We start from the raw sequence: 15233 nt of genomic DNA on the forward strand, positions 1-15233 counted from the left end.
GCAGTTAGGAAATATTTCTCATTTTTTAACGCTAAGAATCACTCACTTATCCATTTTATTTCTTATGATGTGAACGCAAGCCCTGTTTTTGATGTTAATTCATGTGATTTATGATTACATTGTGTTAATTATTGTGAGTAAACTCACAATAATACCTGACCACTCTGGCTACCATTAACATAATAAATCAAATTATCACCAAAATTAACACGGAGGGGTTATGACTCACACAAAAATGCTATCAGTATGTGTCATGGAATCTGGCTTGATAAAAGAACAGGAGAGTATCTGATGCGGCTAGGCGTTATTGCAGATGATTTCACCGGTGCTACGGATATTGCCAGTTTTTTGGTGGAAAATGGCATGTCTACGGTGCAAGTCACTGGCATACCTAAAACGGATTATCAGGTGCAGGCAGATGCGGTTGTGGTCAGTTTGAAATCGCGCTCTTGTTCAGCCGGGAAGGCCGTGGCAGATTCGTTAGCGGCTTTGACATGGTTACAAAATCAGGGCTGCACACAATTCTATTTTAAATACTGTTCGACGTTTGATAGCACCGCGCAAGGTAACATTGGTCCGGTGACCGACGCGTTAATGGATGCTCTTGGCCAGCAACAAACTATCCTCTGCCCCGCGCTGCCAATCAATGGGCGCACAGTATATCAGGGGTATTTATTTGTTATGGGGCAATTATTGTCTGAATCAGGGATGCGCCATCATCCGGTGACCCCAATGACTGACAGTAATCTCCTGCGCCTGATGGATACGCAGAGTCGTGGGCGCAGTGGTTTGATCAATAGCTCCGTGATGGATCAAGGCGCTGACGCGGTAAAATCACACTTGCACAGTCTGAAAGATGAAGGCATACGCTATGTGGTGCTGGACACCTTAAACGAGAGCCACTTACTGACACAGGCCGAAGCGGTGCGCGATATGGTGTTGGTGACGGGCGGTTCTGGCTTGGCAATCGGCCTGGCTCGGCAGTGGATGAACGGTGTTCCACACCACTTGCCTGCGACACAAGCCGGTGCTCCACAAGGCAAGTTATGTGTTGTGCTATCCGGTTCTTGCTCAGCGATGACCAATCGGCAGGTTGCTCGATATGTTCAACAGGCTCCAGCCCGGTCAATTGATATAACCCGTTGTCTCAATGAACCTGAATCCTATGCTAAGGCGCTTTGTACTTGGGTGATGGAGAATATCTCTGGGCCATTAGCTCCATTACTGTACGCCACATCGGCACCCGAGGTATTACAGAGTATTCAGCAGCAGTGGGGCGCGACTGCCAGTAGTGAGGCGGTGGAACATCTGTTCGGAACTTTAGCACGCAGTTTGCAGCAGCAAGGTGTTCAGCGTTTCATCGTGGCGGGTGGTGAAACCTCCGGTATTGTCGCCCAATCATTAGGTATTCAAGCTTTTCATATTGGGCCAGCCATCTCTCCTGGGGTTCCTTGGGTAAAATCGACCGACCACCCCATTTCATTAGCGTTGAAGTCGGGTAATTTTGGTGATGAAAACTTTTTTGCCAGAGCACAAACGGAGTTTGCCGTATGAATGAGCAGCAGGCGCGGGAAGATATGGTCAAGTTGGGAGCCTCCTTTTTCCAACGAGGTTATGCCACCGGTTCAGCTGGAAATCTGTCACTGAAACTGGCGGACGGCACATTATTAGCGACGCCTACCGGCTCCTGCTTGGGTGAGTTAAATGCCGAACGGCTATCTAAGGTCAGTTTAGAGGGTGAATGGATCTCGGGTGATAAACCCTCAAAAGAGGTAAGTTTTCATCGTGCAATCTATCTTAATAATCCTGAATGTGAAGCCGTCGTTCACTTGCATTGCCTTTATTTAACAGCACTTTCTTGCTTGCAAGGTCTTGATTGCCACAATGCCATTAAGCCCTTTACACCCTATGTGGTGATGCGGGTCGGCGATGTTCCTGTGGTGCCATATTACCGTCCGGGAGACAGTCGATTAGGGGAGGCGTTGGCGAAGTTGGCTCCGCACTATCGTGCTTTTTTACTGGCAAATCATGGCCCGGTGGTGGTGGGGAAAAGTTTGCGGGAAGCGGCAGACAATATGGAAGAGTTAGAGGAAACTGCGCGCCTGATATTTACACTGGGTGACCGACCTATTCGTTATCTGACCGATGACGAAATCGCCGAATTAAGGAGTTAAATATGCTTAAGTTTGCCGCTAATTTATCCATGATGTTTACAGAAGTTCCTTTCCTTGAACGTTTCAAGGCAGCGAAAGACGCGGGTTTCAGGGGGGTGGAGTTTTTATTTCCCTACGAATATCCAGCAGATCAATTGGCAGCGAAATTGAAAGAGCAAGGTTTGCAACAGGTGTTGTTTAATACTCCTCCCGGCGATATTCATGCAGGTGAGTGGGGGCTGGCAGCGCTGCCGGGGCGAGAAAAAGAGGCTCGCCGTGATATTGATTTGGCTTTGGAATATGCGCTGGCACTGGGCTGCCCATCTATTCATATCATGGCTGGTGTGGTACCTGTAGACGCCGACCGAAAAAATTATCAACAGGTCTTTATCGACAATGTGCGTTATGCCGCTGACCGGTTTGCCGAGTATAATATTAATGCCATGATTGAAGCGTTAAATCCGAAGATAAAACCTAATTACCTGTTCTCCAGCCAATACCAAACATTGGAACTGGTTAATCTCATCAACCGCCCTAATGTATTTACGCAGTTGGATCTATTCCATGCGCAGATAGTGGACGGTAATCTCAGCCATTTAATTACCGCGTTTGCGGGGCGCTATGGGCATATTCAGATTGCATCAGTACCGGGCCGTCATGAACCCGATGAAGGTGAAATTAATTACGCCTATTTATTTGGGCTACTGGATGAGATTAACTACAAAGGGTGGATTGGTTGTGAATATCATCCGCGGGCAGGTACTGTGGTTGGGCTAAATTGGATACAACCCTATTTATCATAAGTAATAATATGCTGGTCGGCCCTGAGTATCGCAATTCAATGTTTGGCGTTTATTAAAGGGCTATTTACCGATAATAAAATACTATTATGTCGGATTAATACTAGCTAACACGTTTATCTGCTGTTTGTCATTATCTTACTCTCCGCAAAAACCTTCCGGCTTTATCGTTATTTCGATGATATTGCAACAGTTCTTATAAATTTTCCCTGTAAAAACAAAACCAAACTATTCAAAACAACTGATATACAGTTTTCTTAACCTGAGATATCTTACTATAAGAATTTTATGATCTTTTGATAAAACATGGCTCAGAGAAACTAAAAGTTACTATTATCGTTTTATATAAATTAAAACGTAGCTGTATTTCTGGCGATTAAAATAAGCCTTACAGGTAAAAGAAAGGCAGAAATATAAACAGAAGTTAAACGAGAGATAACTATATGCCAACAGATGATAGCAAAAATAGAATTATCGACTACGTATCTACCGGGCATCTGCCGGATCCTGATACCGTAGTTAAATTGGTGCAAGAAGCCCACAAACGGTTTAGCTCTGATAATGAAGGTGTCGTTTCGACGGTTTATCCTGCATTGGAACGCATTCCTCCCAATCTATTTGGCGTCTGCATGGTCGGCACTAACGGTAAAGTGCATTCAGCCGGCGATGTAGACTATGAATTTACCATCATGAGTGTCTCCAAACCTTTTGTTTTTGCACTGGTCTGTCAGGCCATCGGGGCGAAAGTCGCCCGTGAAAAATTGGGTGTGAATAGCACAGGTATGGCTTTTAACTCAGTGACGGCCATTGAGCGCGCACCTGATGGGCGCACTAACCCTATGGTGAACTCCGGCGCTATTGCTACCACCAGTCTGGTTCCGGGGGCGAGCAGTGATGAGCAATGGAAATTCATTTATGACGGTTTGTGCCGCTTTGCTGGCCGAGAACTGACCCTTAATGAAGAAGTGTATCAATCCGCCTGCGAAACCAATTTCCGCAACCGCGGCATTGCCAACGTGCTGGAAGGCTATGGCCGTCTGGGGTGCGATCCTCTTATCGCCACCGATCTCTATACGCGCCAATGTTCGTTGAATGTCAGTGCGCGGGACTTAGCTGTCATGGGCGCGACACTGGCAGACGGCGGTGTCAATCCACTGACTCGTGAGCGAGTGGTCGATAATGATGTTTGCCATTACGCATTGGCGGTAATGGTCACGGCAGGGTTGTACGAAACATCCGGGGACTGGCTTTATGATATCGGCCTTCCTGGGAAAAGCGGTATTGGTGGCGGTATTGTTACAGTGTCACCAGGTAAAGGTGGCTTGGGGACTTTTGCCCCGTTACTGGATAGCGCAGGTAACAGTGTTAAAGGTCAACTGGCCGCCCGGTTCTTATCACGTAGTCTTGGGATGGACATGTTTGTTTCTGAGCCTTACACCGAAAAGAGTTGAGCCGTGAGAGTCAGGTAAAGCTCAAAAAACCGGTCATGTGGCGTCAAATGCGCTTTGTACAACCGGATTGAGTTTAAAACAATATTGTTTTTCAAAAGGATAGAGATATTTATGGCGAATCAATCAACTCACCGCGCAGGTGCGGAAGTTAAAGAGTCGTGGGTGCCGATGATCACCATCGCATTGGCCCAGATTCTGATGTCATTTAACGTGGCCTCCCTGCCGGTAGCGTTAGGTGGGATGGTCAAGAGCTTTAATGTGCCACCAACGACCATTGCAACGGCGATCGTGATGTACTCACTCTCTGTTGCTGGTTTCGTGATGTTGGGTGCCAAACTCAACCAACGTTTCGGGCCGCTGGTGGTATTCCGCAGTACCGTGCTGTTATTCGGTGTCGCGCAGGTCATGATGACATTCAGCCCGAATGTGACCGTGATGATCAGTGCTCAGGCGTTAAGTGGTCTGGCGGGTGCCGCGTTGGTGCCTGCTCTGGTGGCCTTGATTGCTGAAAACTACCGCGGTACGCAACAGGCTACAGCACTGGGTGCTTTAGGCTCAGCGCGTGCCGGTGCCGGTGTGGCAGCATTCTTGATTGGTGGTGTGCTGGGAACATACATCGGCTGGCGTCCAGCGTTCGGCATCTTGATTGTGTTATCTGCCATCATCTTTGTGTTGAGCTTCCGTTTGAAGTCTGACCAGGGCCGTCCGGAAGTTGGCATTGATGTGTTTGGTGTCATTTTGGCGGCGTCGGCGATTATCCTGCTGTCATTTGGTTTTAACAACTTGAACCGCTGGGGCTTCGGTCTGGTTCGTGATGGTGCGCCGTTCGACCTGCTGGGCTTCTCTCCTGCACCTTTCATGATTGTATTGGGTATCGTGTTGGGACAGGCGTTTGTCGTCTGGACTCGCCGTCGTCAAGAGCAAGGTAAAACGCCTTTATTGGCATTAGAAGTGCTTAGCTCACCGACTGAAAAAGCGGCTGTATTTGCTATGTTTGCGGTGGTTGCACTGGAAGCTATGCTGAACTTCTCGGTTCCGCTGTATATCCAGATAGTGCAGGGCAGTACCCCGATGGCGACGGCGATTGCCATGATGCCATTTAACTTATCGGTATTCTTCTCAGCGATGTTGATTGTCCGTTTCTATAAGAAGCTGACACCACGCAAAATTGGCCGTTATGGTTTCATCACCTGTACCATTGCTCTGTTGTGGCTGGCATTTGTGGTGCGCAATAACTGGAGTGAATTCGCTGTACTGTTTGGTTTAGTGGTATTTGGTCTGGCTCAAGGAGCATTGGTCACCTTGCTGTTCAACGTGTTGGTTAGTGCATCACCGAAAGAACTGGCCGGTGATGTCGGCTCATTACGTGGTACCACGAATAACCTGGCAAACGCCATCGGTACTGCTGTTGCCGGCGCGTTACTGGTTGGTTTGCTGAGCGCTAACGTGATCCGTGGCGTGGCTGAAACGCCAATTCTGACGGCTGAAATTCAGGCGCAAGTGAATATGGATAGCATCAACTTCGTCAGTAATGACCGCCTGCAAGGTGTGTTGGCGCAAACCACCGCAACACCTGAGCAGGTCGCGGAAGCGGTGCGAGTCAATGAAGAAGCCCGTCTTCGCTCACTGAAATTTGGCTTATTGATTATGGCGTTGTTATCACTACTGGCTATCTTCCCGGCGGGGCGTTTGCCTAATTATCTGCCAGGGGAATTACCTGCGGATAATCTGGTTAAAAAAACCGGTAAGTAAGCCGAGTTATTATTGGCAGTAAAAGAAACTAACCATTTATTATGAACTGACCATTAATTATGAACTGACAGTGCGCCGCGAATACGGCCCTGTCAGTTTTTTTTAGCCAAAATACTCACTCAATCATGCGCTCTTATCTCAGCACTGTAATGGCAGAAAACTGCAAATGATGCATAAATTCGCGTAAAATCAGCAAACGTGCAGCAAATTCATTGTCTGCGGGTATTCCTTCCGATGCAGCCGGTCTCCCCATCATGACGGCAGCCAACCGGTCAAACATTCGCTCAACAGACTCCAGTGACATAACGGTTTTCGCTTGCGTGGATAAGCCCGCAAGATGTGCAATCTCGGCAATATAACCATCGGTGGTTATCAATTGTGAGGTTTTATTCACCGCAGGGCTGATACGAATAACTTCATCTTCCACCACCATAATGGCGGTTTCCATCTCATCTGGCGTGGGGGGGTTATGTTTGAAATAACGCAAAGCAACATGATTAGAGCCAACAGTAAGATGCTGTTCAGCGAAAACCCTGCCAGAGCTGCCTGTGACCACCGTTGTCGATTCATGGCCGATAGATAGCAGAGTGATTATAGAATTATCACCGATAATTGCGCGAACCTGTTCATATTCCGTTTCAATGTAACTCATCACCAAACCGCCTTATTCATTGCTGTTACTCGCTCTAATCTTGCGAGGCATTCCGCATTTTTAAACAAAAATTCAAAAGACTAAATATATTTTGATACGGATCAAGACACATTTCTGTTGTTTAGTGTTAATGTTAATAAATCTCATTATCAACTTCATGTGCGTCACTCATTATGCGAATTTGGCACAAACTTTTCCTGCTTTGCTGCTGTTGGTGGCTATCCAGCTCTTTAGCCTGGGCGACTCAAGACTATCAGCAGTGGGTCAATGATATCCAATCCCGTCTCGATAAAACCTCTCAGTTGTACCAACAGCAGAAAAATGATGAAGCCCGTACCACGGTACAAATGGCCTATTTTGAAGTATTTGAGAATCTGGAAGGGCCGATTCGTATCAATATTTCGGCGCAGAAAAGTTATCAAATGGAAGCCGCCTTTGGTGAAATCCGGCGCATGATCGGTGAGGGGAAACCCCAAGCTGAGGTTGATAATAAAATTAATTGGCTTAAAGGTGAGTTGACTGGCGTACTGCCCGTTTTAACTGACGGCCATAAACTTACCGCTGAACAGCAACATGCAACCTATGAAAATAGCGACATTGCCGTTTACTGGCAGCAAAGTTTTAAAATTATTGATGATTTATTAGCGCAGGCTATTAGTGAATATCAAGAAGGTAAATTCGCCGCCGCCAGCCAAAGTGTGCAACAAGCGCACTATCTGGGGTTTAAAAACTCTGAAATGGAGATGTCGGTGCGTGGCAATCGCTCCGCACAACAAGCGGCGGCGATAAACCAACAATTTACTGCTCTTATCGATTTAACCAGCAAACCTGACCAACTAACCGAAGTTGCTTATCGTGTCACGGGCTTACTTCAAACCATCGAAGATACATTGCCGGGCTTACCGACTACCCGCGAACAGCAGCAAGTCACTGCTGATCAACCAGCCTCAGGGCAACCTTCTGACTCAAATACCCATTCTGATGGGCAGGCTAATGCCGATTGGGCGGCTGTTTCCAGCAAAATAAATCAGGCTATTAGCGCAGCTATCAGCCAGTACCAGAACGGGCAAACCACGCCAGCCATGATGGCTGTCCAGGATACTTATTTTGATTTATTCGAAGCCAGCGGCATGGAGAATAAAGTTGGCTCGCGTGATGCTGCGTTTAAATCAACATTAGAGGGCCATTTCACCCGTTTAGTCAGTTTGATGAAAGCCGGTCAGCCAGTAGAACAGCTACAAACGGAAGCCGCGGCGTTGCAAAAAGATTTGGCTAGCGCGGTTGAGATGCTCGGTGGTGGGGATGAAACTGATTGGAGCCTGTTCATCTACAGTTTGCTAATCATTGTCCGCGAAGGGTTGGAAGCCTTGCTGATTGTGGCGGCTATCGTCGCATATCTGGTGAAAAACAACCATCAGGACAAATTGCCACTGATTCGCCAATCCGTGGTGGTGGCCTTAATTGCCAGTGTGTTAACGGCCTTTGTCTTCCAGTGGTTATTTGCAAATTCAGGCCAAAGTCGAGAGTTATTAGAAGGTTTCACCATGATGATTGCGGTGGTGATGCTGTTCTCCATGAGTTATTGGTTGCTATCAAAAACGGAAGCTCGCCACTGGAAAGCCTATCTGGAGGGGAAATTCTCCAAGTCACTCAGCAGTGGCTCAATGATAGGGCTATGGCTAACCAGTTTCCTGGCGGTGTACCGAGAAGGGGCTGAAACCGTCCTGTTCTATCTCGCACTGATGGGCGACGCCAGTACCACGAGCGGTCACCTGTCGATTTTGGCCGGTTTTGGTGTCGGTTGTGTCATTTTGCTGGTGGCTTATCTGGTCATGCGCTTTACCGTCGTCAAATTACCGCTCAAACCCTTCTTTATGTTTACCGGTGGTTTTATGTACCTGATGGCCTTTGTTTTTGCCGGTAAGAGTGTTCTTGAATTGATTGAAGGCAAATTGTTTGAGCCAACACTGCTGCCTGGCGTACCTGAAATTAGTTGGTTAGGAATCTATCCATATCTGGAGACATTGATTCCTCAAGGAATATTGCTGATTGCTGCGCTGGTTGCCTTGTGGGTAATGCAGCGGCGGGGGCGCGCTATTCCGGCTCAGTAATATCTCAGTATGATGGCCCGGCATGATGCCGGTGTGAATAACAAACTGTACTTATCATTTGATACCTGAGGGTGTGTTACATGACTATGAAGAAAACGATTATTGCCAGCAGCATCATTGCCAGTATTTTTGCAGCACCTGCTGCTTTTGCCTTTAAAGAGTATCCAGCGGGCGAACCTATCAAAATTAATGATATGGAAATTGCTGCGGTTTATTTGCAACCGATTGATATGGAACCTCGTGGCATGGGCCTGCCTGCCGCGAAAGCCGATATTCATCTGGAAGCAGATATTCATGCCACTGAAGGTAATAAAAATGGTTTCGGTGCCGGTGAATGGATGCCATACCTGACTATCGCGTATACCCTGGTGAATACAGACACTGGCGCTAAACAAGAAGGCACATTTATGCCAATGGTTGCCAGTGATGGCCCACATTATGGCGCGAACATCAAAATGATGGGCGTAGGTAATTATAAAGTTACCTATCATATCAGCGAGCCATCCAAAGCGGGTTTGCATCGCCATACCGACAGCGAAACCGGTGTTGGTCGCTGGTGGAAACCCTTTGATGTGAGTTATGACTTTAAATATACCGGCCTGAATTGATAACACTGGCCGCGATGACAGCATGGTTGTCGCGGCTTTTCTTGATGATAAATGGTCAGATAATGGGTGTTATCAGTTTCCTGTAAGGTCAGCAGTGATAACTGGCAGGTGTTGTGATCCCTCCAAGGTGTGCTAATGAGTTACTTTTTTGTTTCCGTACTACAAGCCTTTTTACCTGTCGCGTTATTGCTGGGGCTGAGTTGGGCTGTTAGGCCCGCGCCTGCACTAAATCGTGTCGTATGGATAACAATACTTATGGTAGTGGTGGGGATATGGGCCGGTGCCCATTATCCTAAATCGCAGCAATTGCAGTTAGCTCTGGCGGGGATTCAACTCCTTGCATTGATATTATTTTTATTCAGTCAATTTACCCTTGGTCGCGGATTAGGCTATTGCTGGCAAGCTTTGCTGGTGTTGGGGGCTGCATTTAATTGGGGAAATAACCCTAATCTGGGTGCTTTTACCAATACTCATGTGATCAATACTGATTTACTACTTAACCTGGCCGCCATTGTGCTGGCATTCGCTTGGGTCGTCTTCAGTGCGGTATTACTGCTGATGATGGTGAGGCAATTACCGCGTGGTCGCTGGCCATTATTGTTACTGTTAACACTATTGCTGATTTTGCCGCTGAGTGGCGATGCAATCCTATTATTGATGAAGTTACAGGTTTTGCCGTTAACCAAATCACTGCTCAGTTATGTCGCTTTAGTGACCAATGGGCATGCCTGGTTGAGCTATATTTGTGCGCTGCTGTTGGCGCTAACAACTCTGTGCTATTTAATGCCGCTGCGCCGTGCCAGTGAGGTAGTGGTGGCTGAACATTCGGAGCCGATTGCGCACCGCAAATCTTTGGCCGATTACCGTAACGTACGCAGAATCTTTATTTTCTCCTTACTCGCTTGGATAGTAGTGGCTGGTGCCCAACTTTACTGGGATAAAATCGCCTCGCAACCCCCTCAATTATCTGAAGCTTTACCTGTCACGCTAGCCGCCGATGGCTTAGTTCATATTCCTGTCGAGCAAGTGCGGGATGGTAAATTGCACCGTTTTGTCTGGGTGGCTGATGATGGTAAAGCGGTGCGCTTCTTTATTATCAACCGCTATCCCGATCGCTTGCGCTTGAGTGTGGTCTTTGACGCTTGCCTATTGTGCGGTGATCAGGGCTATGTGATGGAGGGTAATCAGGTTATCTGTGTTGCCTGCGCAGTGCATATCTTCATTCCGTCTATTGGCAAAGCAGGGGGATGTAACCCGATCCCGCTGGACGATTGGAAAAGTGATGATAAAGAGTTGGTTATTCCCAAAGCTTCTCTTGAGGCGGGTGTAAATTACTTCACGACGGTTGTTACCTTGGATGTCATTGATCCAGTTGATAAAACTCACCTGACGAATCAAAAAGCTGAGTATAAATATAGTTATGGCGATAAAACCTACTTCTTCTCATCCGAAGCTAATTACAACCGTTTCCGCGAACATCCTGAGCAATTTGTCACCCCGGTTATCAGTGATGAAGACAGTGACTCACAGGGGAACCCGTAATTATGTTGTGGCGCATGCTCAAGCAGTCTTGGTTGCGAAATGTCCGTCGTAAATCGCTGGCAGTATTTACGGTATTTTTGGCCGCCGGACTTATTTCTTCACTACTGGCAGTGTCGATAGATATTGGCGATAAAATGTCTCGCGAACTGAAGTCTTATGGTGCCAATATCCTGATAGAGCCAGCCGGGCAGGTGGCATTGCCATCTCTGTTTGGTGAGAAAAGTAACCCCCTCACGGGCCAGGATTTTCTGGATCAGGCTGAATTACCCAACATCAAAGATATTTTTTGGCGTAACAATATTGTGGGTTTTGCCCCATTGTTGAGTGGGGAAACTGAGGTTAACGGTCAGGATATCCCACTATTAGGCACCTATTTTAATCAGCCCGTTGATGTGCCTGATGAAGAGGATTATCACACCGGTCAGCAAATTATTAGTCCTTATTGGCAGGTCGATGGCAATTGGCCGCAAGAGCCGGTCAAACCCGATGCCACAGAGGTAGAGGCTTTATTAGGTAAGCAACTGGCACAACAGACCGGTTGGAAAATCGGTGATGAACTGAACCTTAACGGAGCTTCTGGCCCGCTGAAAGTGAAGATAAGTGGCGTGCTCAGCAGTGGTGGTGAAGAGGAAAGTCGCCTGGTGTTGCCACTGGCCGCGGTGCAATCGCTGCTTGGCCTTCCGGGGAAAGTTCAGGCAATCCGCGTCTCGGCGCTGACGGTGCCGGAGAATGAACTATCGCGTAAAGCGCGCGAAAATCTGGAAGCCCTCAACGCCGAAGAATATGACTTGTGGTACTGCACTGCTTACGTTTCTTCCATTGCTCACCAATTAGAAGAGGCAATATCCGGTTCAGTGGTACGGCCTATCTGGCAAGTCGCCGCATCCGAAGGGGTAGTGATTGAAAAGATACAGCTATTGTTGGCAGTGGTGACATTGGCCGCATTGATTGCAGCAGCTATGGGGATAGCGTCGCTGATGACCAGCACGATCATGGAGCGGGCGAAAGAGATTGGTTTAATGAAAGCCTTGGGCGCTCGGCAGTGGCAAATTCTGATGCTGTTCTATCTTGAAGCGGCAATCAGCGGCTTGATCGGCGGGTTGGCGGGTTGCCTGGCGGGCTGGGGGTTGGCAAAAACCATCGGCCTGATGTTGTTTGGTGCACCGCTGAGCTTTGCCTGGATGGTAGTACCTTGTGTGTTGGTGATTTCTGTTTTAATTGCTGTGATTGGAACATGGTTCCCCGCTCGTCGCATCGCCCGTCTGTATCCGGTGGAGGTGCTTTATGGCCGTTAATCATCGGGCAATTCAGCACAAAGGGTTGGATGGCATGTTCTGGCGATTAGTGCTGCGCGCACTGCGCTTACGTTTGCAACGGGTCAGTGTTGTCTTTGCGGCATTGACAGTTGGCGCGGCGATTGTCACGGCAATGTCAGCGGTGTATTTCGATATTAATGCCAAAATGAGTCAGGAATTACGCACTTTTGGCGCTAATTTTTACATTGGCCCAGGGCATGGCAGCACATTTGAACAAGGGCGCTTCCAGCCAATTATTGATGCTGCGCCCAAAGGGCTGATCAACGCTTCAAGCCCCTATATTTATGGGATGGCGCGCACTGAGCTGGAAAAAGTGGTGCTGATGGGCGTGTGGTTTGAGTCATTGCAACAGTTAGTCCCTTATTGGCAAGTGACCGGTAACTGGATTGGCGTTAGTTTTGATGATCGCAATGCCATGATTGGCGTCAAACTAGCCGAGCGTTTGCATGTCAAGGTGGGTGACACTCTCACTTTGGTCAATGGTAGTGAACGCCAACGTTTGCAAGTTAAAGGTATTGTTGAGGCTGGCGATGCCACGGATAACATGTTGATCGTCAATCTGGAGCTGGCACAAAAATGGCTCAATCAACCAGGGCATATCAGTAATGCATTATTGAGTGTCAGTAATGATGTGGGTCAGGTTGAAACCTTTGCCAGCCATCTTCGTGAGCAATATCAGGATCTTGAGATTAGGCCGATTCGTAAGGTTTCAGCTTCCGAAGGACAGGTTCTCGACAAAATAAAAGGGCTGATGGGGTTGGTCTCTGTAGTTATCCTCATTCTGTCATCCCTTTGCGTTAACACCACCTTAATGGCGATAGTGGGCGAGCGCTCAAAAGAGTTTGCTCTGCAAAAAGCACTGGGAGCCAGTGGTGGGGACATTATCCGCCAGATGTTAACCGAAACTTTGATTATCTCGCTGGCTGCCGCTGTCTGCGGCGCGTTGTTAGGTTATATATTGGCACAAGTGTTGGGGCAAACAGTATTCAGCGCGGCAATTGCTTTGCGTGCGCCGGTATTGCCGCTGACGCTGGTGTTGTCATTGTTAGTGGCCGCAGTGGCGGCAATTGTTCCCACCCGTCGGGCAATTCATATTGAACCCGCTAAAGTCCTGAAAGGAGAGTAGCAAATGACCTCATCACTATTACGGGTGCAACCTGAACACGACACCGATGCGGTTATTGAAACTCGGCATTTATACAAACGCTTTGGGCAAGTGACGGCGCTGGAAGATATTAATATCCGCATTAATCGTGGTGAATTTGTGGCAATTATGGGGGCATCTGGCTCAGGTAAAACCACGTTGATGAATATTCTGACCTGCCTGGATACCGTCACTGAAGGGCAAGTATTGCTCGATGGGGTTGATGCTGCTGGCTTGGATGAAGAAGGCCGCAGGAAATTCCGGGCAGACAAGATTGGGTTGGTGTTCCAGCAATTTCATCTTATTCCCTATTTGACTGCGCTGGAGAATATTATGTTGGCGCAGCATTATCACAGTGTGGTGGATGAAGACGCGGCTCGACAAGTCTTGGAGCAGGTGGGGATGACGCCACGTATGAGCCATTTACCTAGCCAACTTTCGGGGGGTGAGCAGCAGCGGGTATGCATTGCGAGGGCGCTGGTCAATCAGCCACCCATTATTTTTGCTGATGAACCAACGGGTAACCTTGATGAAGAGAATGAGCAGCGGGTATTGGATTTGTTAAACCATATCCATCGCCAAGGTAGAACCATTGTGATGGTGACCCACAACCCGGATTTAGGCTGTGTTGCTGACCGGATTATCCGCCTCCAGCACGGTAAATATCTTAATGAAGAGAGCAATCATCATGTGGCGTAAAACGGTCGGTTTATGCGCTTTACTGTTATTGCTGAGCGCTTGTAAGCAAGAACAAGTAGCCGTGGGGGAAGTTGCACCCCAATTGGCGGCTTATGACCTGCAAGGCAAGCCCGTCGCACTTGAACAGTGGAAAGGCAAACAGGTTTACCTCAATTTCTGGTCAGCAAGCTGTGGTGGCTGCCTGGCAGAGATGGCGGCTTTGGATAAACTAAGTCAGCAATATCAGCAGGATATTGTGGTGGTGGCGATCAATACTGATCCGGAACAGGTGGATATTAACCCGGTACTGGCGCAGCGTAATATCAGTTATCCCGTCATTCGCGATCAACTGGGTATCACGCAGGAGCGCTATCAAGTCATTGGTACACCAACCTCTTTTATGATTGACCGTAACGGTAAGGTCACGGAGTTGCATCAAGGTGCGCGGGATGAGAAAGCGCTGACCACATTGTTCCAACAATGGGCGGCGGGGGCATAATGAAAGTCTTGTTACTGGCGGCGTGCATAATCGTGTTTAGCGGCGCTGCTCAGGCCGCCGCTGACGGCGAACACATCTATAAACAAACGTGTTCAAGTTGTCATGGGCGTTTGGCTGATAAAAAAGGGCTGGATAAAGCACCGCCACTGATATCGCTATCTCGCAATGAAATCGTTGAGGGGCTAACCGCACGGCGTGATGGCAAGATTGTCGGCAGAGGTAATAAGGCAAAAGCACATTTGACCGATGATGATATTCAACAATTGGCAGACCATATTGAGAGCCTAAAAGCGGCTAAGTCAACAACCCCATAAAGTCATTTTGCGCGATATTCTACTTATTTTATGAGTTGGATAGGCTGAAGCCTTGCTGCTGACAAACTCCAAAGACTCGATCTTGTAAGGTGAGGACAGGTAGAAGAGTAAAGCGTCCGCGCCAAGGATGGCGCGGGTCGAGCCCCCAGGGAGGGGTTTACGGCGTCTTTACGATCTGCCTGTTTTCACCGTTACGGGCACTTTGTCATTAAC

General features: G+C 48.0%; 14 protein-coding genes. 13 read left to right on the plus strand and 1 reads right to left on the minus strand.

Annotation, left to right across the window (positions count from 1 at the left end):
- Positions 1-291: 291 nt before the first annotated feature.
- From otnK to HU019_RS05385, 5 genes are all read left to right on the plus strand, one after another.
- A complete protein-coding gene (gene otnK, locus HU019_RS05365; RefSeq protein ID WP_320407026.1) occupies positions 292-1554 on the plus strand; it encodes a 3-oxo-tetronate kinase in 1263 nt (420 codons plus the stop codon).
- On the plus strand, positions 1551-2174 hold the full coding sequence (gene otnC / locus HU019_RS05370) for a 3-oxo-tetronate 4-phosphate decarboxylase (RefSeq protein ID WP_174850037.1): 624 nt from the start codon (positions 1551-1553) through the stop codon (positions 2172-2174). The genes otnK and otnC overlap by 4 nt, the downstream gene beginning before the upstream one ends.
- Positions 2175-2176: 2 nt before the next feature.
- Positions 2177-2956, plus strand: coding sequence for a 2-oxo-tetronate isomerase (gene otnI, locus HU019_RS05375; RefSeq protein WP_174850038.1), 780 nt, complete (start codon positions 2177-2179; stop codon positions 2954-2956).
- 440 nt (positions 2957-3396) lie between these two features.
- The gene (gene glsA, locus HU019_RS05380) at positions 3397-4404 is read left to right on the plus strand and encodes a glutaminase A (RefSeq protein WP_174850039.1); all 1008 of its coding nucleotides are present in this window, start codon (positions 3397-3399) and stop codon (positions 4402-4404) included.
- Between the two features lie 111 nt (positions 4405-4515).
- Positions 4516-6156 (plus strand): MFS transporter, encoded by a 1641-nt coding sequence (locus HU019_RS05385; protein WP_174850040.1) that lies wholly within the window; start codon positions 4516-4518, stop codon positions 6154-6156.
- 133 nt (positions 6157-6289) lie between these two features.
- On the opposite strand, the gene HU019_RS05390 is transcribed toward HU019_RS05385, so the two are convergent.
- Positions 6290-6808, minus strand: coding sequence for an acetate and sugar kinases/Hsc70/actin family protein (locus tag HU019_RS05390; protein WP_174850041.1), 519 nt, complete (start codon positions 6806-6808; stop codon positions 6290-6292).
- Between the two features lie 173 nt (positions 6809-6981).
- Here HU019_RS05390 and HU019_RS05395 point away from each other — a divergent pair, with 173 nt between their 5' ends.
- The 8 genes from HU019_RS05395 to HU019_RS05430 all read left to right on the plus strand — a co-directional run bounded on the left by HU019_RS05395 (position 6982) and on the right by HU019_RS05430 (position 15020).
- Complete coding sequence (locus HU019_RS05395) at positions 6982-8919, plus strand: FTR1 family iron permease (RefSeq protein WP_174850042.1); 1938 nt, start codon at positions 6982-6984, stop codon at positions 8917-8919.
- A gap of 80 nt (positions 8920-8999) precedes the next feature.
- Entirely contained in the window at positions 9000-9527 is a 528-nt protein-coding gene (locus tag HU019_RS05400) for an iron transporter (RefSeq protein ID WP_004390794.1), read from the plus strand.
- 135 nt (positions 9528-9662) lie between these two features.
- Positions 9663-11069, plus strand: a complete 1407-nt coding sequence (locus HU019_RS05405; RefSeq protein ID WP_174850043.1) for a Fe-S-containing protein — start codon at positions 9663-9665, stop codon at positions 11067-11069.
- A 2-nt stretch (positions 11070-11071) separates the two neighbouring features.
- A complete protein-coding gene (locus HU019_RS05410) occupies positions 11072-12364 on the plus strand; it encodes an ABC transporter permease (RefSeq protein WP_174850044.1) in 1293 nt (430 codons plus the stop codon).
- A 34-nt stretch (positions 12365-12398) separates the two neighbouring features.
- Positions 12399-13511, plus strand: a complete 1113-nt coding sequence (locus tag HU019_RS05415) for an ABC transporter permease (protein ID WP_174850053.1) — start codon at positions 12399-12401, stop codon at positions 13509-13511.
- A gap of 3 nt (positions 13512-13514) precedes the next feature.
- Entirely contained in the window at positions 13515-14228 is a 714-nt protein-coding gene (locus HU019_RS05420) for an ABC transporter ATP-binding protein (protein WP_005168971.1), read from the plus strand.
- Positions 14218-14706: a TlpA family protein disulfide reductase gene (locus HU019_RS05425; RefSeq protein WP_174850045.1), complete on the plus strand. Its 489-nt coding sequence runs from the start codon at positions 14218-14220 to the stop codon at positions 14704-14706. Before HU019_RS05420 ends, HU019_RS05425 begins: the two co-directional genes overlap by 11 nt.
- Positions 14706-15020, plus strand: coding sequence for a c-type cytochrome (locus HU019_RS05430; protein WP_174850046.1), 315 nt, complete (start codon positions 14706-14708; stop codon positions 15018-15020). Before HU019_RS05425 ends, HU019_RS05430 begins: the two co-directional genes overlap by 1 nt.
- Positions 15021-15233 lie beyond the last annotated feature (213 nt).

The sequence above is a fragment of the Yersinia artesiana genome (assembly GCF_902726545.1).
Lineage (GTDB): Bacteria > Pseudomonadota > Gammaproteobacteria > Enterobacterales > Enterobacteriaceae > Yersinia > Yersinia artesiana.

What these genes read in the sequence shown, in the direction of transcription:
- otnK (WP_320407026.1), top strand. Translation starts at nt 292, where the DNA reads ATGCGGCTAGGCGTTATTGCAGATGATTTCACCGGTGCTACGGATATT.
- otnC (WP_174850037.1), top strand. Translation starts at nt 1,551, where the DNA reads ATGAATGAGCAGCAGGCGCGGGAAGATATGGTCAAGTTGGGAGCCTCC.
- otnI (WP_174850038.1), top strand. Translation starts at nt 2,177, where the DNA reads ATGCTTAAGTTTGCCGCTAATTTATCCATGATGTTTACAGAAGTTCCT.
- glsA (WP_174850039.1), top strand. Translation starts at nt 3,397, where the DNA reads ATGCCAACAGATGATAGCAAAAATAGAATTATCGACTACGTATCTACC.
- HU019_RS05385 (WP_174850040.1), top strand. Translation starts at nt 4,516, where the DNA reads ATGGCGAATCAATCAACTCACCGCGCAGGTGCGGAAGTTAAAGAGTCG.
- HU019_RS05390 (WP_174850041.1), bottom strand. Translation starts at nt 6,808, where the DNA reads ATGAGTTACATTGAAACGGAATATGAACAGGTTCGCGCAATTATCGGT.
- HU019_RS05395 (WP_174850042.1), top strand. Translation starts at nt 6,982, where the DNA reads ATGCGAATTTGGCACAAACTTTTCCTGCTTTGCTGCTGTTGGTGGCTA.
- HU019_RS05400 (WP_004390794.1), top strand. Translation starts at nt 9,000, where the DNA reads ATGACTATGAAGAAAACGATTATTGCCAGCAGCATCATTGCCAGTATT.
- HU019_RS05405 (WP_174850043.1), top strand. Translation starts at nt 9,663, where the DNA reads ATGAGTTACTTTTTTGTTTCCGTACTACAAGCCTTTTTACCTGTCGCG.
- HU019_RS05410 (WP_174850044.1), top strand. Translation starts at nt 11,072, where the DNA reads ATGTTGTGGCGCATGCTCAAGCAGTCTTGGTTGCGAAATGTCCGTCGT.
- HU019_RS05415 (WP_174850053.1), top strand. Translation starts at nt 12,399, where the DNA reads ATGTTCTGGCGATTAGTGCTGCGCGCACTGCGCTTACGTTTGCAACGG.
- HU019_RS05420 (WP_005168971.1), top strand. Translation starts at nt 13,515, where the DNA reads ATGACCTCATCACTATTACGGGTGCAACCTGAACACGACACCGATGCG.
- HU019_RS05425 (WP_174850045.1), top strand. Translation starts at nt 14,218, where the DNA reads ATGTGGCGTAAAACGGTCGGTTTATGCGCTTTACTGTTATTGCTGAGC.
- HU019_RS05430 (WP_174850046.1), top strand. Translation starts at nt 14,706, where the DNA reads ATGAAAGTCTTGTTACTGGCGGCGTGCATAATCGTGTTTAGCGGCGCT.